The following is a 20,025-nucleotide window of genomic DNA, read 5'->3' on the forward strand; positions in this document are numbered from 1 at the left end:
AAAGTTTAAGGCAATATAACAGCTGTGTTAGCATCTCGTACGAATTTTGTTCGATTTATAATAATAAGTTCTATTATAACCTCTAGTGAAAACTAATTTTTATTATTCAATATGTCTCATTCGTTACTAACGCTTTTCTTAATTCGTCTTTGGGTTATCTGATTCAGTAATGATATCGCCTTTATGATTAAAGAGATTACCATTGGTTTTAATTTGAGAGTCATTCAAATCCTTAGGAATAAGAATCTCATTGTCCCGCTCATCGCATTCAATATCACTGTCTTTATCATAAGCTATTGGGTCAAAGTGTGGGGTGCCTTTGATCGGCTCATTCTTGTCTAATGCTGCAGTGGTCGCCGAGGTTTTTCTAAATAAATTTGATTGACCGCCTTTGATGCCTTTTCCATTAGAATCAGCTTTCTTACGTGGCTCACTATTGGCAAAAATAGCATTTAGCGGTAGATCTAACTGTTGCTTGGCATAAGCTTCCGTATTCTCAAAACGATTGACTAGCAAGCTAAGCCAAGGTTTTTGATCCTCTGGCCCCATCTCATCTAGCTCATCTTTGATAGGCAAGGGGTAAGGTAGGGTGCGATAAAAATCCCATAATGTCATTTTGCTCAAATCTCTCTTGAGCACATAATCATTATCTTCAGTCATGGTGATTAAATTGCTGTCTTGCAGATAATTAATATAGGTATACCATTTTGGTAGCTCTTTGCGTCCTAGCACGTTACGTAGCGCTTGTTCGCTTACCGCTTCGCCTTTTAAATGATGGGTATAAACGAGGTTTAGCATATCGAGCAAACTTAGGAGCGGGTGGCGTGGATAGACCTCTTCAGTCTCAAAAATCGTCAAGGTATAGCTAATCTCAACACCTAATAGAATTAAATTCCAAGACAAATATATCCATAATAAGAAGATGGGCAGTGCCGCAAAAGCCCCGTAAATCGCTTCATAACTGGTGAAATTTGCCATTACTGTACCAAACAGGTGCTTCATCAGCTCGAATACGATAGCGACGAAGAGACCAGCAATGGCTGCATTTTTCGCGGGTACGCGTGCTTTTGGGATAAACCAGTACATACCAATAAAGCCTGCAACAGTGATACCAATGGATACGGCTTGTACCCAAAAAGACCAGTCAATGCCATAACCAGCGATTTGTCGATTTAAAAAACTCAAACTTTGTACCGCGCTTGAAGCAAGAAATGCCGTACCCAGTACTAACGGTCCTAACGTGACGATGGTCCAATAGCGCAGCATACTTTTCATACCGCCAGAGCGGTTTTCCACCCGCCAGATTTGGTTAAATGCGCGCTCGATGGTTGTTAACGTCATAATGGTCGTAAAAAATAACACCATCGCCCCAATGATGGTTAGATTTGAGGATTTTTCAGCAAAGCTATTGATGTACTCACTGACCTGCATGCTTGATTGTGGTAGCAAGTTACTATAAATCACTTCATATATCTGTGCTCTAACGGATGCAAGTGCGGGGACAGAAGATAGGATCATCAATAGGACGGTTAGGACGGGTACAATTGACAACATAGTCGTGTAGGTCAGCGATGCCGCTTTTTGCTGGCAATTGTCTTCAAAAAAGTGCCGAGTCAAGAATCGTAAAAATTGAAACCAGCGTTGATGTAAAAACGGGATTTTTTTTGATAAATTTTCCATATCGACCATTTAGCAGGTGTTTGAGTGACAGTAGTGTAACAAAGATATGCTGTTACCATCTGCGGTTTAATTGTGTCAAAATGCACAGCAGCAACCTTTCTAGCAGGCTATTAGCGACAATGTGTACCAAGGCTGTTTGCATGTCGGTGAATGACTGGGGCATAATATATGCCTATATTGCGTTATCTGTCACAGATTATGTATATAGTCATTCCACTATAAAATTATTACAGCGTTAACCTCGCTTGAGGTATTTAATATACATCTACACTCGGTTGCCTTGTACTAGTACTATTTTTAAATTGAATCGACTATAGCTACATAATCAATGAGGTTTTATGCTAAAGAAATAGACTGCATAGAAGCGGTTGTAGGTGATTAGAATCAACAATAACATTAATGGTTTTATGAGGAAGTATTGCTAATGAGTCAGACCGCCCCTTATGTTTTGGTGCTCTATTATTCAAATTACGGTACGACTAAGACATTGGCTTATGCTATCGCTCAAGGTATTGAGGATGCTGGTATGACAGCCCGTATCCGTACTGTACCAACGGTTGCACCCGAGACCACATCGAGCAAGCCTGCAATACCTGATGAAGGTGACTTGTATTGCACTATGGACGATCTAAAAGACTGTATGGGTTTGGCGCTTGGTAGCCCGACGCACTTCGGTAATATGGCTGCTCCCATGAAATATTTTTGGGATAATACGGTCACTATTTGGCTGGCAGGTAATTTACAGAACAAACCTGCTGCTGTATTTACTGCCACTGGCTCGATGCATGGCGGTCAAGAGACGACATTGCTGACCATGATGTTGCCGTTGATGCATCACGGCATGATCCTTGTTGGTGTGCCTTATGCTGAGCCTGCGCTTAATCGTACTCATCGTGGTGGCTCGCCTTATGGTGCCAGCCACGTGAGTGGGGCGTTGCATGATCAACCTATCTCAGCAGATGAGCGCGAGTTGGCTATCGCCCAAGGTCGTCGCTTGGCTATTAGTGCTACTGCATTGGCGCAAGCTAACTGGACACGCTAAGCGGATTTTTATAGCATGCAACGTCTTATATAACGCTATTAATTAGGAAATAAATATATCTAATGGTCACAAACCGCTCCGATAGTGAGATAAGCGCACCAGCCAAAAAATCTGCCAAACCTGCCAAACTTAAAAAGCCAATTACGCCCATTCGTCAGCGCTTGATGGTGACTTGGCTGATTTGGTTGGTTTATAGACTGCTTGGGCTACCTGTTTTTATCAATGTTTTTAATCCCAGTAGTCCTGATGTCATTGGCGGTATCGCCTGGCAAGCATTATGGCTAGTACCAGCATTTATTTTGACGCCCGCGATACTACGGGGTCGTTCGCCATATGTGCTATTGATAGGCAGTATGCTTACCTTGGTTTATTTGGGGGCGAGTGGTGTAGTGCTGTTTACCCGCGTTTACGGCAGCAGTTGGGCAGAGATAGTGGTTTATTTGCTTGATTTTGTCTTATTACTGACAATCAATATTTGGTTGTTTATTCTACTAAAGCGTCTTCCTTCAATGAACAACGTCGTTAAGCAGCCACGTTAGTTGATTTAGCGAAGTGTAAGACAAAAAAAGCGGCGCTCTATTTAGAGCGCCGCTTTTTTTATGCTATTTCTGCTTATTTAATAAAAAGCTTAATTTACTTTGGTTAATTCTAAATCCATCTTTTTGCCATCATTAATTTGGCTAACTTTTACTGGTAGGTAGTCTAAGCTTGGTGCCAGCCAAAAACTGGTAGAACGACTATTGTCATCGTGGATACGGTCGACACGTACGGTATCAAATGTGCCAGCTGGAACGGTAATCTTGGTGTTGCCAGATTTTTTAAAAGGGGTTTTCTCTATTTTGTCTTTTTTCGCCATGTAATAGTTGCCAGAGAATTTACCGTTCAATAAATCTTGGCGAATTTGTACTTCCAAACTTAAATCATCAAAAGCTTGTTGTGCCATGTTCATGGTCGTCGATTTGCCTTTATAGTTACTCACCACCTTTTTACTGCTTGGATTGAAGTCTAGTTTGTGCGTGCGACCAACGCCTAATAGCTTATAAGTAGTGCTGGCTTGAGTCGGAATGACATTATTACCGTTGATGGTAAAAGTGCTGTTTTGCGAAGCACTTGCAACACCTGCCACCCGAGCATTGACATTGTATTTCCAAGTATTGCCTGATTTGTTAAGCGTGCGAGTAGCCGTACCTTTATATTTGTCTTCAACGGTGAAGCTGTAGTTGGCGCTTGAAGGTTCGATATTCTTTGCACTGGCAAGAGTAGGTGCAGTCATACTTATCGCTCCAATCGTAGCAATACTGGCCCCAGTGGTTAAGGCGGTTAAAAACTTAGACTTGCTGCGTTTAGTATTATTAGTATCGGTTGTTAATGACTTTTGATCGTTTGATAAAAAACTCATGGACATTCCTTAATCGCTATTTATGGCATTGCTTATAACTATTGTTATTTTCTCAAGGACTATAATGGTCATGTTCTGCTATCTTTTCAAGAGTGCCAGCTGTCCCTGTGGTGTTGCTATTGTAGTCAAGGTTGCTGGCATCGATCGCTATATCATCAGGCGTCACTTGCGTGAGTTGAGTAAGTAGGAGTAAGTTAATCGGTCAGTTGTAAATGATATGCGGTAACTTATCAGTGTTGAAATTTAGCACTCATATGGCTGCTTTTAAAATCTTGCTAAGGCCTTTAATACGGTGCAATCCAATCAAATAACTGTTCATAAACGTCATTACCAACTAAATAATCCACGATATGCAAAATTCTTGTAAATTTTTGGGCTTTACACTTGAAGCTAACTCACTTTGCCCCCACTTTTTGATACAAGCTCAAAGCTTATCTTTAGAATGCTGTTTTAAGCAGTAATGCCTATAGATATTGGTATTGAGACCATTAATTCAAATAAACCCTTACTGCAAATAACCAAATTATTGGAGACATATTGATGAATATTCGTCCTTTACATGATCGCATCGTTGTCCGCCGCATAGAAGAAGAAACAAAAACGGCTGGTGGTATCTTGCTTCCTGGTTCTGCTCAAGAAAAACCTTCACAAGGTGAAGTACTAGCAACTGGTAACGGTCAGATTCGTGACAACGGCGAAACTCGCGCGTTAGATGTAAAAACTGGCGACAAAGTCTTGTTCGGTCAATATGCTGGTCAAACCGTGAAAGTTGACGGCGAAGAACTATTGATTATGAAAGAATCTGATGTATTGGGTGTGTTAGAAGGCTAGTCCTTTTTGAGTATGTTTATACTCAGCGCATTTTGACAACATTATTTAAAAATTATTGAAACATTTAATTGCATTCTCATACTTATAATAGTGGAGTAATTTAACATGGCAAAAGACGTAAAATTCGGCATTGATGCCCGTAAACAAATGATGGATGGCGTAAACATCCTAGCAAATGCAGTACGCGTAACCCTAGGCCCTAAAGGTCGTAACGTGGTTATCGATAAATCATTTGGCGCGCCTACCATCACTAAAGATGGTGTTTCGGTTGCTAAAGAAATCGAGCTTGAAAACAAATTCGAAAACATGGGCGCTCAATTGGTCCGTGAAGTGGCTAGCCGCACAAATGATGTCGCTGGTGATGGCACGACGACTGCGACTGTATTGGCGCAATCTATCTTGCAAGAAGGCATGAAGTCAGTTGCCGCTGGCATGAACCCAATGGATCTAAAACGTGGTATCGATAAAGCGGTTCGCGCTGCTGTTGAGCAAATTCATTTGCTGGCTACACCAGCTGACGATTCAAAAGCGATTGCTCAAGTGGGCTCTATCTCTGCCAACTCAGACACCAAAATCGGTGAGCTAATTGCTCAAGCGATGGAAAAAGTCGGTAAGCAAGGCGTTATCACCGTTGAAGAAGGTTCAAGCTTTGAAGATACCTTAGAAGTCGTAGAAGGTATGCAGTTTGACCGTGGTTATATCAGCCCGTACTTTGCGAATAAGCAAGACAGCTTAACCGCTGAATTTGAAAACCCATATATCTTGTTGGTTGATAAAAAAATCAGCAATATTCGTGAAATCGTGCCATTACTTGAGCAAGTGATGCAGCAGAGCAAGCCATTGCTAATCATCGCTGAAGACGTAGAAAACGAAGCTTTGGCGACATTGGTTGTCAACAACATGCGTGGCGGCTTAAAAACTTGTGCCGTTAAAGCACCAGGTTTCGGCGATCGTCGTAAAGCAATGCTAGAAGATATCGCAACGCTAACTGGCGGTACTGTGATTTCTGAAGAGATTGGTCTAAGTTTAGAGACTGCTACTCTTGAGCAATTGGGTACGGCTAAAAAAGTCACTGTCGGTAAAGAAAATACCGTGATCGTTGATGGCGCTGGTAACTCTGCTGACATCGAAAATCGCGTTGAATCTATTAAACGTCAAGTAGAAGAATCAACGTCTGACTACGATAAAGAAAAGCTTCAAGAGCGTATGGCGAAACTGGCTGGCGGCGTTGCCGTTATCAAAGTGGGCGCTGCGACTGAAACTGAAATGAAAGAGAAGAAAGATCGTGTTGACGATGCGCTACATGCGACTCGTGCAGCGGTTGAAGAAGGCGTTGTACCTGGTGGTGGTGTAGCCTTAGTTCGTGCAATGAATGCATTGTCTGAGCTACGTGGCGATAACGATGACCAAAACGCGGGTATCAATATCTTACGTCGCGCAATGGAAGCACCATTACGTCAAATCGTCACCAACGCTGGCGAAGAAGCATCAGTTGTGGTCAACGAAGTGAAGAGTGGCAGCGGTAACTACGGTTACAACGCAGCTTCTAGCGAATACGGCGATATGTTAGAGATGGGTATTCTTGATCCAGCTAAAGTAGCTCGTTCAGCACTAGAAAATGCAGCATCTGTTGCAGGCCTAATGCTAACTACCGAAGTCATGATTACTGATTTGCCACAAGGTGATGACGGTATGGCTGGCATGGGCGGTGCTGGTGGAATGGGCGGCATGATGTAATTTTACTTCTGCTACAAAGCGATTTCTTTTCGTCAGATGCGCTCAATGTACAACAGGTACTATTTTTGCGCATCTTCCTCGACAAATCGCTTTTGCTAGAAGTATGACTTTGTCATAAAGTCTGTTTAACTATTAAAAGCCCTGTTATCGAAAGATAGCAGGGCTTTTTTTGCATCTACTATGATGGTTAGCGTTACACAGAAAAAACCTAGCGAGCTGAGATTGCTTGGGTTTTTGATATCAAATTTGATTAATATTTCTAATATAAATTTAAATTTTCAATTAACTGATTATTGAGATATAGTTGTTATAGAGAATACATACAGTGGATCTTTACTTTACTCAAAGGGAGTTTGAGCACGTGTGGTGGGCTAGAGACTATAAAAACTCATGTGTAATCTAAGGTGATGAAGATGAAACATTGGCATGGTATAAGTTTATGCCCCTAAAGTCTCTCGTGAATGAAGGCGTAGTCGAAGTCTGTATTGCTGTCCAACGAGATAAAAAACAAGCGTATCACATGTCTCGTCTATCCAAAGTTATTCCTTCCATTAATCAAAAGTTATTTTCTTTTCTTTCTCGAAATAAGAGTAGTACCAAACGTTATTCTATTCATGACTTGGTGGCTAATGGTGAGATGCCCATCGTAATATCAGTTGCAAATCAGGATAAAATTTATGATGAGATTGAGGATTCAGTGATTGAGAAACTTGAAGCCGCCAATCTAGATTATCTGATCAAATTTGGCTTTCGAACCTTAGCAGGGAGAGTTCTGAGTGTTTCAAAAAAAGGTATTCTCTTATTTCGTTACGGCGATGAAACCAAACAAAGACGCGGATCAGCATTGTATTGGCAGTTTGCCGAACAATGGGAGAATAGCGTAGTCACGCTACATCTGTTAAATGAGCATCTTAATGGTGATAAAGTCGTTGGGAGAGGATATGGTTCTTTATTTTACTGGGACTATAATTTAACCGAGCATAAATTAAATGGTGTCGCAGCATCTATATTGTATTGGTATTTCCATAAAAATAAAATTGGCGTCAAAAGTAGAAATTCGACGAATTCAATGCTTGACGATGCAATTTATGAACAACCCCAGCAACTGACTGCCATACGGCATTTGATGAGTTTTTTTAAAAACTATACGATAAAGACTTTCTATAAGAGTCTTTATCATAATAACTGGAGTATTTTGATTGGTTCTATTAATCAGTCGATGCAAACATACACTGAGCTATTGCCTGAAAAAGGATGTTTTTGGGCTGACCCTTTTTATATTGAGCGAGATTCAAGGCGTTATATATTTTTTGAGAGCTTAAATTATAAAGAAGGTATCGGCCGTATAGAGTGGGTGGAACTGGATGAGCACCATCAAGTTATCAATTCTGGACCAGTCGATTTAGGTATTAGCTCTCATTTAAGCTTTCCTAATGTATTCGAGCATGAAGACGCTGTATATATGATTCCAGAAGCGGCCAAGACCAATTGTATTAACCTATTAAAAGCGACGGATTTTCCGCAGAAGTGGGAAAAAGTTCATGAGTTGGTGTCTGGGGTTCAGGCAGCAGATAGTGCCGTTATTGAGCGCAATGGCTTATGGTATCTTTTTACCACGCATGGTTCAATTTCAGTCCTTACAATGGATTTGGAATTGCATATTTATACGTCTGATAAGTTGGAGTCAGATAACTGGACCATTCATCCCTCGGCGCCTTTAAAAATTGACGTGCGTGGGTCACGATTAGCAGGTGCATTATTTAAGAGAGATGGTCAGCTGTTTCGTACGGCTCAAGATGGCACTATTAGGTATGGGCGTAGAGTGGCTTTGTATCTGGTAGAAGAGTTGACACCGACATCTTACAAAGAAACCTTTGTGCGTTATATCGAACCCAATTGGGAAAACGAGATCGATCGTCTCCATACCTATAACGTATATGATCAAACTGTCGTACTTGATGTCTCAAGAGATAAATTGCGTTTTACTGTATAATCATTGAGAATTTTTACGGCAACTGGTGATAATATTCTGTCGAAAAACCCCGATAGGCTCAGCTTATCGGGGTTTATTTATATTTTAGATATGTTTTTAAAAACTACTGACTGGCTGCATCCCGTCTAAACGTCCACGTTTTATCATCAGAAGCCTCTTCACAGTAATAATATCCTGCCAAATTAAACTGCTTTAGTTGTTCAGCATTGCTAAGCTTATTATCAGCAGCATACTTCACCATCAGTCCGCGTGCTTTTTTGGCATAGAAGCTAATCACTTTGTATTGACCATTCTTTTCATCTTCAAATCGTGGCGTGATAACTTCCGCATTCAGCGCTTTCTTCTTGACCACTTTGAAATATTCATTTGACGCCAGATTAATCAAAATCTTATCATCACTATCCACCATACGTGCATTAATAATGGCAGTTACTTTCTCGTCCCAAAACTCATAAAGGTTATCACCACGTTCATTTTTCAGTTTGGTACCCATCTCTAAACGATAGGGTTGAATTAAATCGAGCGGTTTCAGTACGCCATATAATCCAGACAAGATACCTAGATGCTTATTGACGTAAATGGCGGTGTCTTTATCCATATGATACATATCAAGTCCAGTATAAACATCGCCATCGAATAAATAGCCTGCCGGTTTGGCATTGTCTAAAGTAAAGGGCTTATCGTTGCTCCAACGCCACTCTTGATTGCGCTTGGCATTGAGCTGTGCCAAATCATCAGAGATTCCCATCAGTTCTTGTAAATCAATCGGTTCTTTTGATTTTAAGTTTTTCATCAATGCTTGCGCATGTTCGATGAGCTCTGGTTGACTATAATATTTGTCTAAGTTCACTGGCACCGCATCTTTCTCATTTAAAGATTTGGCAGGGGAAAGTAAAAAATACATCGTCATTCCTTATTATAGTTAGTCAATGGGTAGTCTATTTATGTATTAAGTTTTCTTATTATACGATAAGCAGCAATGTATCTTGACCTACCCATCGTTATTTCGTGTTTTTTAACGTTACCCTTAAAAAGGATAGATATTTGAGTGATATAAGCCGATAGCTTGTCAAGTCTAGCGTTTAATTGAAAAGGAAAAATTTTTAATATAACAATAAAAGTTATGCAGATGGTGTAAATGCCTAACTTTTTATTTTACTTGTGGGTCATCATTAGGCAATGAAAGTTGGCAGATGATGTCTCTATAATAAAAAGGCATGATGGCAAAGTCGCTATCATTTATTAAATTGATAATCTTTGGTCATGATGTTGAACCAACCATGACCAAAGGTTTTTTTGTCCCCTGTGCTTTTTAAATGTGCGTTGAGGGTGTTAAAGGTAGTCGTGAGACGTAAGTATAGTCATTAGACGTAAGTAAGGAGACGGTATGAAAATCGGTGTAATCAGTGCAGATGTCGCGAGCGAGAGCCGTGTAGCGATAACCCCAGACGCAGTCAAAAAATTGCGTAAGCTTGGGTTTGAAGTCGTCATACAGTCAGGTGCAGGTAGAGCGGCATATTATGCGGATGAGTTGTATCAGGCTGCAGGTGCCGATATTGCCAGCAGCAGTGCCGAGGTAATCGCACAGTCTCGAATTATTACCACCGTTAATGACTTACCAGCTGCAGCTATTGAAAGCTTAACGTCAGGTCAGATTGTCATTGGCATGCTTGACCCATATCGTAATACTCAGCTTGACACTTATGCGACCAAAGGTGTCACTGCCTTTGCGATGGAACTTTTACCTCGCACATTGTCACGCGCACAGAATATGGATGTCTTGTCATCGCAAGCCAACCTTGCTGGTTACAAAGCAGTATTGCTAGCGGCCAATGAATACTCGCGTCCTTTCCCGATGTTTATGACCTCAGCTGGTACGGTTAAGCCTGCTAAAGTGGTCATCTTAGGCGTTGGGGTTGCTGGCTTGCAAGCGATTGCGACAGCCAAGCGTTTGGGTGCAGTGGTAGAAGCGAGTGATTTACGTCCAACCGCTCGCGAGCAAGTGGAGTCATTGGGTGGTAAGTGGCTTGATGTACCGATGAGTGCAGAGGAGGCTGAAACAGCTAAGTCTACCGGTGGTTATGCGTGGACGCCATCAGAGCAATATGTCAAAGACCAAGCCGCTGTCGTCGACAAAGCCCTGAGCAATGCGGATATCGTCATTACTACAGCGCAGATCCCTGGTCGTAACGCTCCTCGTCTGGTGCACGGTGCAACCCTTGCTAAAATGAAGGCGGGTTCCGTATTGATCGATATGGCTGCTGGTACAGGTGGCAACGTCGAAGGCAGTGTGCCTAACGAAACCATTACTACAGACAACGGCGTACGTATCGTTGGTGCTGCCAATATCCCATCGATGCTCGCCGCGCAGTCTTCAGATTTGTATGCCAACAATTTGGTTAACTTTATCACCACATTAATTGCGCCTGCTAGCGATGACGCGTCAGCAAGTGATGCATCAGCTAATTTGGCACTTAAATTAGACATGGAAGACGAGATTCAAGGCGCACTGGCAGTGACACATGACAGTCAGGTACGACTAGCCAAACGCTAAGTTTTGACTGCCTTTCACTACACATTTGCCAGTAACGAATAAATTTTTAGGAGGATTAGATGATTGCCACTATTTTAGCGCCAGCTGGTGCGGCCATGAGTAGCACACCATTTGTAGCGATTTTTACCGTATTTGTACTCGCTATCTTTGTCGGATATTACGTGGTTTGGGGCGTCACGCCTGCACTGCACACACCATTGATGGCCGTCACCAACGCACTATCAAGTATCGTCATCGTTGGTGCCATGCTACAGACCGTCACGATTGATGGTTCTGTCTTTACACCGACCAGTATCCTTGGTGCTTTTGCCGTGTTTTTAGCCAGTATCAATATCTTCGGTGGTTTTGCCGTGACTGAGCGTATGCTTGCGATGTTTAAACCGAAAGTAAAAAAAGCACCAGTAGCAACCACTGATGTCGGAGGTGACGCATGAATGATTTCTCAGCAATGATTGCGGCAAATGCGGATTGGTTCTATCTGGTCGGCGCGATTCTCTTCGTTTTAACCTTGCGCGGTTTATCCAGCCCAAAGACGGCTATCAGAGGTAACCGCTTTGGTATGGTAGCGATGGCGATTGCAGTCGTCACGACATTTTTCTTAGCAGAAGGCCCTGTCCTTTGGTTAATTATCGGTGCGATGATTTTGGGTGCCCTCGTCGGCATGTGGAAGGCAAAGACGGTTGCGATGACACAAATGCCAGAAACCGTTGCCTTGATGCATTCGTTCGTTGGTTTGGCAGCGGTCGCCATTGCACTGGCAACCGTATTGCATACTGAACAGCAACATGGTGCCGTTGCCCGTGTAGAGCTATTTATCGGTTGCTTCATCGGTGCGATTACGTTCTCAGCTTCGGTCTTTGCCTTTGGTAAATTGGCAGCGAAGAGCTGGGCGAAAACATTGGTTGGGGGTTGGGTAAAACCCGTCCAAGCATTATTATTTATTGCGATGATTGCTTTCGGTGGCGTGTATTTCGTCACTGACTCATTACCAGCGTTTTATGCGATGGCAGTGATTGCCGTGATATTTGGTTGGATGTGGATTGCCCCAATTGGCGGCGGTGACATGCCAGTGGTGGTCTCACTATTGAACTCGTTTTCTGGTTGGGCGGCGGCAGGAATTGGTTTCACCCTCGGCAATTCGATGTTGATTATCGCAGGGTCGCTCGTCGGTTCATCAGGTGCGATTTTGTCTTATATCATGTGTAAAGCCATGAACCGCTCATTACTCAACGTCTTATTTGGCGGTATGGGTACAGGAGCTGTAGCAGCAGGCGCTGATGATGGTGCACCTAAAAACTACAAGGCTGGTTCAGCAGAAGATGCTGGGTTCTTAATGGCCAATGCAAGTAGTGTGGTTATTGTTCCGGGTTATGGTATGGCGCAAGGTCGTGCACAGAACGCGGTAAAAGAGCTGTATGAGTTGCTAAAAGAAGAAGGCGTTAACGTGCGTTTTGCCATTCATCCAGTCGCGGGTCGTATGCCAGGTCACATGAACGTGCTATTGGCTGAAGCTGACGTACCTTATGATGATATTTTAGAAATGGATGAGATCAACTCAGACTTCGCGAGTACCGATGTGGTCTTGGTTATCGGTGCAAATGATGTGGTAAACCCCTCTGCGAAAGATGATCCAACGTCGCCAATCTTTGGTATGCCGATTCTAGAAGTCACTAAAGCCCAAACGGTCATGGTCATCAAGCGCTCAATGAATACAGGTTATGCAGGGCTTGATAATAGTCTGTTCTACATGGATAAAACCATGATGATCTTTGGTGATGCCAAGAAAATGGTCGAAGAGATGGTACGTAGTATCAATGGTGCAGGTCATTAATCTTTAAAGTTAGTTTTTAAATATAAGCTTTTAAATATCCGCTTTTAAATAAAAAAGTCACTTAGGTGGCTTTTTTGCGTTAAGGTACTCTGCATTTATAGCCAGTCGCTGTTTTATATACAATAATTTATACCCAATAAGTTTACACAAAATAAGCGTTAAGAGAGTTATTTATGAATATGTTGATACGTTTTTTTATTATGGTCAGTTTGCTAAAACAACAACTTAAGCAGCAATCAGTAAGCGAGCGCCTTAGTATTGAGCTCTTGATTGCACCGACGGTTCGTCATTATCGAGTGTTGCCGCATGATATGGGCTTTCGGAATCATCTGCCTAATTATCGTTATTTGTCTTTTATCGAGCTAAACGTTACTCGTTGGCTGATGGCGTGCTGTCATCAAAAAGGCATTAAGCCCTTGAATTGGGTTATCGCCATGCAAGAAATGGTTTATCTGAAAGAAGTTAAATTTTTAGATAAAATGACGGTAAATAGCACGCTTGCTGGCTGGGATAAAAAATACGTTTATTTTGAAACGCGCTTTTTTGTAAAAAACCAGCTGATGGGCGTTGGTATGACTAAGTTTGTATTGACCAATAAAAAAGGCAAATGTGCGCCAGAGATATTGGATATGATAGGCGAGCGGTTGAATGAGGTCATTGATTCTTGGAATCAGCATCAAGTGGCGATTAAATCTACTGAAACAAGTAAAACAACAAATGCTGCATAACGAACTTGTCTATAATCAGCGGGCGAATTTTGGTAGGATAGCGGTTATTAAGTTGCCAATCAAATTACCAATCAAATTGATCACTGATTTGATGACGTGTCTAAAAATGATTAAAAGTTAAGGAGCCATCATGACCCCGCAAAAATTAAAATGGACAGACAGCTTAGATATCGCTATTGAGCTGTATGAGAAGTTTCCAGAGACCGATCCGCAGTACATTCGTTTTACTGATTTACATCGCTGGGTGACTGAGCTTGAAGGTTTTGATGATGATCCACAAAAATCAAACGAAGGTATCTTGGAAGCCATTCAGATGAATTGGATTGATGAAGCAGATTAGATTTATACCCTGAAGCGCTATTTTTAATACTATCCCAAATAGAAAACTGAATAAATATATAGGACTTACAGATCATGACGTCACAAATTAAAGAGCTACCTGAAGCAATAACTTGTAAAGGTATTAGCGTTCGTACGACCAATAACGCTGAGATTAGCGAAGACACGGCGAAACTGGGTCGTTTATGGCAAAAATTTTATCAAAACCATGCCAGTGATCTGCCTAAAGGCGAAGACATTTATGGTGTCTATCATAACTATGAGAGCGATGATTTGGTCGGCGCTTTTGACGTGGTTGCCAGTTGGAAGGTAGCCAGTGAGCAAGAGCCATCAGACAGTGAAAATATGTCTAAGGCTGCAAACCTAGTAACAGTAGATATTCCTGCAGGAAAGTATTTGGTATTCTCTGAGCAGGGTAGAATGCCATACACGGTGATGAATGCTTGGGAAAAGGCTTGGACCTATTTTAATGATCGCAGCTGTGAACATACCCGAACTTTTGATGTCGATTTTGAGCATTATATCGGTGGTAATCTAGAGTATGGTCAAGTTGATCTCTATATCGGTATTGAGTAAAGTTATTATTGAATAAATTAGGGCGTGTCTTCAATTGGATAAGCCATAAATAATAGTTACAATACCGCATCTATTGAGACGATGCGAGAAGTACAAGTCATGGCAAGAACAGCACTGACAGATACGCTTTGGGATCAACTTCAATCAACGATGACACAGCATGGCTGCTATCAAACTCAAAACAGTCGAGAGGTCATGGAAGCCATACTGTGGAAGCTACGCACAGGTGCGCCTTGGCGTGACATACCTAAAGAACTGTGTTCTTGGAAAACAGCTTATAGTCGCTTTAATCGCTGGTCGAAAACTGGCTTATGGGCGAATTTTTTTTAGCTTACGAAAAGAAACTGATACGGAATGGGTATTCACAGACGGAAGCTATGTTCGCTGTCACCAGCATGCAAGTGGAGCTCGGCGTGGTGAAGATCGAGCGATTGGGCGAAGCCGTGGCGGCGCAACTACAAAGATACACCTATCCTGTGATGCCGATGGATATCCGTTCCATTTTAAAATCACTGGGGGTGACGTCCACGACAGTCAAGTTGCAGGTGAATTGATTGACATGATTGGGCATGCAGATTACTTCATCGCTGATAAAGGCTATGACTCACAAGCGATCAGGGATAAAGCTCAAAGTCACGATATGATACCCATCATCCCCAAAAGAAAAAACGCCAAACAGCCTAATCCAGAGTTTGATAGCTATTTATACAAACTGCGTCATTTAGTAGAGAATATGTTTGCAAGGCTTAAACACTTTCGTAGTATCGCCACTCGCTATGAAAAGTTAGCTCGTAATTTTAAGTCAATGCTTTATCTGGCGTGTACTATCGTTCATTGTAAGATGAATTGAAGACACGCCCTAGTCAAAATAATAAAAAAGCGCCAAGTCTGCTATCAGACTTGGCGCTTTTTTCGCTTACTTCAACGAATGATTAATCTAACAGTAAATTCTCTAAAATTCCCTCATAAATTTGGGCGAGCTTGCCTAGGTCATCGATTTCTACTTTTTCGTCAACTTGGTGAATCGTCGCATTTCTTACACCAAGCTCAACGACTTGTGCACCCGTTGGTGCAATAAAGCGTCCGTCAGAAGTACCACCTGATGTAGATAGTGTCGTGTCAGTATCAGTTACCTTTTTGATCGCTTTTTGACAGGCAGAAACCAGTTTACCTTCAGGGGTCAAAAACGGCTGACCAGATAATTTCCAATGGATATTATAACCGGCCTTACTATCAGTAAAGTATTTGTCAAAGATAGCATGCGTTTTTGCTTTTAGTTCATCTTCAGTCGTTTCCGTTGAAAAGCGGAAGTTGAAGATAACTTTTAACGTCTCAGGAATGACGTTGGTGGCACCTGTACCGCCATTGATATTTGATATTTGCAGTGATGTCGCAGGGAAGTAGTCATTGCCATTATCCCAAGTAGCGGCAGTCAGTGCTGCCAAAGCTGCCATCGTGGCATGAATAGGGTTGCAAGCTAAATGCGGGTATGCAACATGACCTTGTTTGCCAGTGACCGTAAGTTCCGCACCCAATGAGCCGCGGCGACCGTTTTTAATGATATCGCCGAGCGTATCTGTGCTCGATGGTTCGCCAACCAAGCAATAGGTGATTTTTTCATTGCGGGCTTCTAAGGTCTCAATGACTTTGACCGTGCCATTAATAGACGGGCCTTCTTCATCTGAGGTGATTAAAAAAGCAATCGAACCATTGTGCTCAGGATAATTAGCGACGAAACGCTCGGCGGCGACGGTAAAAGCCGCAATCCCCGTTTTCATATCGGCGGCTCCGCGAGCCCATAGGTAACCATCAGCGATGGTTGGCGTAAATGGCGGATACGTCCAATTGTTTTCATCACCCGTAGGCACGACGTCGGTATGACCAGCAAAACAAATAACTGGATCAATGGTGCCACGGCGCGCCCATAAGTTTTTGACTTCAGCGTGCTCGCCCTTTGCTTGTCTATCACCATAATACATAAACTCACAGTCAAAGCCCGCTCGCTCCAAGCGCTCTGACAATATATCTTGGCAACCGTCATCATTTGGGGTGACTGAAGGACGTTCAAGTAGCGCAATACTTAAATCTAGCGTTTGCTGCTGATGGTTTTCTTGTTGATGGATGGTTTGTTTATTAAAGTCCGACATGAATAAACCTTTTTATTATAAATTAAAATGATAAATTTTTAAGATTGGCAGCCACGATACAATTAGTCGTTGCTTGCAGTCGTTGCTCGTTGCTTGCTAATACGTTTTAAATATTATCTTCAACAAACGGCACCAAACCATCACGGCGCATCCACGTCGCGATAGAGTAACGCTGCCGATGGGCAATTTGCACTTGATGTTTTAGGTCACTGTCAAATATCACCAATCTATTGGCGACAGGCATGACGTTATGATGAATGCCATGTTTATCAATGATTTCTAGTGCGCCGCCGTCAGTTGGTTCCCATTCATCATTGATATAAAACACCGCAGAGATAACGCGTTCATCACGCCCAGCTGGATTGTCACTATGCCATTGGTAGCCAAAACCCAGCGGATAGCAAGCATAATGCGCTTCACTGTGGCGAATACCGGCAAATAAACTGCGATTAAATAAGGCAGCAAGCGCATTGATACTTTGCAAATAATAAAACCCAGCAAAGAAGTTTTCTGTAATCCAGCGGATGCGATCACCGCGAATATTACTGACACGAATACCAGCCGTCAGCTCGGCGTCACGATAGTCAATAAAACCACTCTCTGCTTGCAAGGCTAACAGCGCTTTCGTTTCAAAGACCTCATCAATAATGATCCACCCATCATCAACGAATGTATCTAGTTGTGTATCAGTCAGCTTATCTTGCCAACTAATATCAAAATCAGACTGGTGTAATACGCGCTGAGTCAGCAGTTTTTGGCTTGGGTCGTCGCTATGAGGAAATAATAATGGTGGATTATCTTCTCCTATCGGATGATCAATCACCAACTTTGTCACATCAAGATTGCTAATAATCTCTGTCATTTCGTCTCACTATGGTCAGTTAGCTAGCAATACATAGCCAATCAATGCCTTTTTACCAAAACCATCGTTATCTTTTACTCTGCCTATGCTACCATAGATGTAATTTTTCTTATTTAAACTTTTGAGATTATGAACTATAAACACGCCTACCACGCTGGTAACTTTGCTGATGTGGTTAAACACATTTTATTGGTACAACTCCTTAATCAATTGGGGCAAAAAAACAAACCTTTTTATGTGCTTGATGCTTATGGTGGTCGCGGACTGTATTCACTGAGCAGTGAAGAAGCGCGCAAGACAGGTGAGGCCAAAGGTGGTATCCAAGCGTTACTAAATGCCAATACTGACAAGGCACCCGCTGCTGTCAAAGATTATATGGAAGGCATTAAGCAAGCCCGTTTCACTTATGACAATAAAGTCTATCCTGGTTCTCCTTGGTGGGTTGCCCATCATATCGAGAAAAATCCAGATGCAGGCGTGCGCGGTGAAGCTTTTGAAGCCAAAGCTAGCGAATATGATGCGCTAAATTATCAGTTGCACAAGTTACCCATTGGTATACAGCATCGTGATGCCTTTGAAGGTATTACCGCCGTTATTCCACCAAAAGAAAAGCGCGGTCTGATTTTTCTTGATCCGCCTTATGAGCAAGAGCACAAAGATTTTACACGCCTTATAAATTTACTCGTTGCTGCTTATAATAAATGGCCACAAGGCACTTATGCGCTTTGGTTCCCTATTAAGAACGTTGAAGCCGTTGAATTGTTTTACAAAAAACTGAAGCGTACTGAAATGCGCCGCCAGTTGGTTTGTGAGCTGAATATTTATCCAAATGATGTGGCGGTTGGTCTTAACGGTACAGGTTTACTGGTCATCAATCCACCTTGGCAATTTGATAATCATGCACGTGAGATATTACGCTTCTTACAGCCTGCATTAAAAGTGGCTGATGCTCCAGACTTAACGCCTGATAGCGCAACCAATGTACGCTGGCTAGTCGGCGAATAACCATGTTAGTGAATAACTATGCCGGCAAATAAGGATATTGAGATGACTAACGTGCAATCACCTAAAGACGAATCAAATCATCCGCCTCTAAATGATGGATTGTTACAAGACAGCGCAGCCGCCGAGCCGCCCTTTGTTGATGAGCATGATTTCAATATTCGCTTAGCGGATAATGAGAGTTATGATGGCTTGACCTTTGAAGTGATTGAAGCAGAAGTTGCTGAAGGGCAGCGAGTAGTCAGTCGCGGTGTGTATCTAGCGCCAAACCTAATTACAACCTTGTCACTGCTATCTGGCTTTTACTCGATTTTGGCCAGTACGCAAGGCGAGTTCTACAAAGCTTCTTTAGCCATCTTTTTGTCCGCTATTCTCGACGGTGCTGATGGGCGAGTGGCGCGTATGCTTAATGCGCAAAGCCCCTTTGGCGAGCAATATGATTCGCTTGCCGATATGCTGGCTTTTGGTGTTGCACCAGCGATCTTAGTTTATAGTTTTGCGCTGCAGCCGTTAGGTCGCATTGGTTTGGGCTGTGCGTTTGTCTTTACCGCCTGTGCTGCCTTCCGTCTGGCACGTTTTAACGTTCAGGTCGGCATTGTTGATAAAAAATACTTTGTCGGTTTGGCCAGTCCACTAGCTGCTATATTAGTAACGGCAGCGGTTATGGTCGCTGTCGACCATAATGAATGGGTTGGGCAGTACGATACGGCAGTCATGTTCTTATTTGCTGCTTGGGTGGTGATTTGTGGTTTACTGATGGTTAGTAACGTCAAATACTATAGCTTTAAAGAGTTTGATAAAAAGAAAGTACCTTTTGTGGTTCTAATAATCGGTGTATTGGTCATGAGTATTGTGCTCTATGACATACCTGTCGGTATTTTAGCTATTGGTATTATCTATGCATTGTCGGGTATTGTTACGACGATCAAAGCAAAAGCAAATTTTTAGAATTGACTGTTCGTGTCATATTGAGGAATTTACCGTAGGGTAAGTTCCTTTTTTTATGCGCTTTATATATCCAGCTGGCTATCAGTGTATTCATCACGATAAGATAAAGAAGGACCAACTCATTTTTTAGCTAATGATCATTGATAACGGCTCGTTAAAGAAACCTACATGATTGAGATGAAATAAGCATGCTTATTTACGAGCTTACCTCAGCCCAGCCTTAAATAAACATACACTGCCATCCAGTTAAAGCAAAAGTAGCGTCGCCATTCTGCCAGTTTAGTCTAATCACCAAATTTATTTGAATTAAGATAAAATAGCCCTTGACTAAAGATTCAAACCCTCTATAATACGCA

19 protein-coding genes are annotated in these 20,025 nt (G+C 42.2%); 14 read left to right on the forward strand and 5 right to left on the reverse strand.

What is annotated here, in order from left to right; translation table 11 throughout:
- Positions 1 to 138 precede the first annotated feature (138 nt).
- Complete coding sequence (locus JMW94_RS07925; protein ID WP_201603803.1) at positions 139 to 1,680, reverse strand: YihY family inner membrane protein; 1,542 nt, start codon at positions 1,678 to 1,680, stop codon at positions 139 to 141.
- 424 nt (positions 1,681 to 2,104) lie between these two features.
- Between JMW94_RS07925 and wrbA the strand changes: the two genes are divergently transcribed.
- Together wrbA and JMW94_RS07935 are read left to right on the forward strand one after the other, a co-directional pair.
- Complete coding sequence (gene wrbA, locus JMW94_RS07930; protein ID WP_201603805.1) at positions 2,105 to 2,722, forward strand: NAD(P)H:quinone oxidoreductase; 618 nt, start codon at positions 2,105 to 2,107, stop codon at positions 2,720 to 2,722.
- Positions 2,723 to 2,784: 62 nt separating this feature from the next.
- Complete coding sequence (locus JMW94_RS07935) at positions 2,785 to 3,261, forward strand: hypothetical protein (protein WP_201603807.1); 477 nt, start codon at positions 2,785 to 2,787, stop codon at positions 3,259 to 3,261.
- A gap of 89 nt (positions 3,262 to 3,350) precedes the next feature.
- On the opposite strand, the gene JMW94_RS07940 is transcribed toward JMW94_RS07935, so the two are convergent.
- The gene (locus JMW94_RS07940) at positions 3,351 to 4,121 is read right to left on the reverse strand and encodes a DUF3108 domain-containing protein (protein WP_045446684.1); all 771 of its coding nucleotides are present in this window, start codon (positions 4,119 to 4,121) and stop codon (positions 3,351 to 3,353) included.
- 537 nt (positions 4,122 to 4,658) lie between these two features.
- Between JMW94_RS07940 and JMW94_RS07945 the strand changes: the two genes are divergently transcribed.
- The 3 genes from JMW94_RS07945 (at position 4,659) to JMW94_RS07955 (ending at position 8,682) form a co-directional block, all read left to right on the forward strand.
- Positions 4,659 to 4,952 carry a co-chaperone GroES gene (locus JMW94_RS07945; RefSeq protein WP_041757514.1) on the forward strand — a complete coding sequence of 98 codons (294 nt, stop codon included), beginning with the start codon at positions 4,659 to 4,661 and terminating at the stop codon, positions 4,950 to 4,952.
- A 105-nt stretch (positions 4,953 to 5,057) separates the two neighbouring features.
- Positions 5,058 to 6,689 (forward strand): chaperonin GroEL, encoded by a 1,632-nt coding sequence (groL, locus tag JMW94_RS07950; protein WP_201603809.1) that lies wholly within the window; start codon positions 5,058 to 5,060, stop codon positions 6,687 to 6,689.
- Between the two features lie 439 nt (positions 6,690 to 7,128).
- Positions 7,129 to 8,682 carry a hypothetical protein gene (locus JMW94_RS07955; RefSeq protein ID WP_201603811.1) on the forward strand — a complete coding sequence of 518 codons (1,554 nt, stop codon included), beginning with the start codon at positions 7,129 to 7,131 and terminating at the stop codon, positions 8,680 to 8,682.
- A gap of 103 nt (positions 8,683 to 8,785) precedes the next feature.
- Here JMW94_RS07955 and yaaA read toward each other — a convergent pair whose 3' ends face one another.
- Positions 8,786 to 9,586, reverse strand: a complete 801-nt coding sequence (yaaA, locus tag JMW94_RS07960; protein ID WP_201603813.1) for a peroxide stress protein YaaA — start codon at positions 9,584 to 9,586, stop codon at positions 8,786 to 8,788.
- A gap of 483 nt (positions 9,587 to 10,069) precedes the next feature.
- Here yaaA and JMW94_RS07965 point away from each other — a divergent pair, with 483 nt between their 5' ends.
- The 7 genes from JMW94_RS07965 to JMW94_RS07995 all read left to right on the forward strand — a co-directional run bounded on the left by JMW94_RS07965 (position 10,070) and on the right by JMW94_RS07995 (position 15,560).
- Positions 10,070 to 11,236: an NAD(P) transhydrogenase subunit alpha gene (locus tag JMW94_RS07965; protein WP_201603815.1), complete on the forward strand. Its 1,167-nt coding sequence runs from the start codon at positions 10,070 to 10,072 to the stop codon at positions 11,234 to 11,236.
- Positions 11,237 to 11,331: 95 nt separating this feature from the next.
- Positions 11,332 to 11,670 carry a proton-translocating transhydrogenase family protein gene (locus tag JMW94_RS07970; protein WP_201540922.1) on the forward strand — a complete coding sequence of 113 codons (339 nt, stop codon included), beginning with the start codon at positions 11,332 to 11,334 and terminating at the stop codon, positions 11,668 to 11,670.
- Positions 11,667 to 13,067 (forward strand): NAD(P)(+) transhydrogenase (Re/Si-specific) subunit beta, encoded by a 1,401-nt coding sequence (locus JMW94_RS07975; RefSeq protein WP_413786190.1) that lies wholly within the window; start codon positions 11,667 to 11,669, stop codon positions 13,065 to 13,067. Before JMW94_RS07970 ends, JMW94_RS07975 begins: the two co-directional genes overlap by 4 nt.
- A 173-nt stretch (positions 13,068 to 13,240) precedes the next feature.
- Positions 13,241 to 13,795, forward strand: coding sequence for an acyl-CoA thioesterase (locus JMW94_RS07980; protein ID WP_201603817.1), 555 nt, complete (start codon positions 13,241 to 13,243; stop codon positions 13,793 to 13,795).
- Positions 13,796 to 13,925: 130 nt separating this feature from the next.
- Complete coding sequence (gene iscX / locus JMW94_RS07985) at positions 13,926 to 14,135, forward strand: Fe-S cluster assembly protein IscX (protein ID WP_021812734.1); 210 nt, start codon at positions 13,926 to 13,928, stop codon at positions 14,133 to 14,135.
- Positions 14,136 to 14,209: 74 nt separating this feature from the next.
- Entirely contained in the window at positions 14,210 to 14,710 is a 501-nt protein-coding gene (locus JMW94_RS07990) for a GyrI-like domain-containing protein (RefSeq protein ID WP_045446712.1), read from the forward strand.
- A gap of 99 nt (positions 14,711 to 14,809) precedes the next feature.
- A protein-coding gene (locus tag JMW94_RS07995) for an IS5 family transposase (RefSeq protein ID WP_201603819.1) occupies positions 14,810 to 15,560 on the forward strand; the annotation gives its coding sequence in 2 pieces (ribosomal slippage) (positions 14,810 to 15,030 and positions 15,029 to 15,560; 753 coding nt in all).
- A gap of 82 nt (positions 15,561 to 15,642) precedes the next feature.
- Here the strand turns inward: JMW94_RS07995 and dapE are convergent.
- The gene (dapE, locus tag JMW94_RS08000; protein ID WP_201603821.1) at positions 15,643 to 16,857 is read right to left on the reverse strand and encodes a succinyl-diaminopimelate desuccinylase; all 1,215 of its coding nucleotides are present in this window, start codon (positions 16,855 to 16,857) and stop codon (positions 15,643 to 15,645) included.
- A gap of 106 nt (positions 16,858 to 16,963) precedes the next feature.
- Complete coding sequence (locus JMW94_RS08005) at positions 16,964 to 17,719, reverse strand: 2OG-Fe(II) oxygenase (protein ID WP_201603823.1); 756 nt, start codon at positions 17,717 to 17,719, stop codon at positions 16,964 to 16,966.
- Between the two features lie 129 nt (positions 17,720 to 17,848).
- Between JMW94_RS08005 and JMW94_RS08010 the strand changes: the two genes are divergently transcribed.
- Together JMW94_RS08010 and pssA are read left to right on the forward strand one after the other, a co-directional pair.
- A complete protein-coding gene (locus JMW94_RS08010; protein ID WP_045446718.1) occupies positions 17,849 to 18,724 on the forward strand; it encodes a 23S rRNA (adenine(2030)-N(6))-methyltransferase RlmJ in 876 nt (291 codons plus the stop codon).
- Positions 18,725 to 18,766: 42 nt separating this feature from the next.
- On the forward strand, positions 18,767 to 19,669 hold the full coding sequence (pssA, locus tag JMW94_RS08015; RefSeq protein ID WP_227685456.1) for a CDP-diacylglycerol--serine O-phosphatidyltransferase: 903 nt from the start codon (positions 18,767 to 18,769) through the stop codon (positions 19,667 to 19,669).
- Positions 19,670 to 20,025 lie beyond the last annotated feature (356 nt).

Source organism: Psychrobacter immobilis (assembly GCF_904846185.1).
Taxonomy (GTDB): domain Bacteria; phylum Pseudomonadota; class Gammaproteobacteria; order Pseudomonadales; family Moraxellaceae; genus Psychrobacter; species Psychrobacter immobilis_B.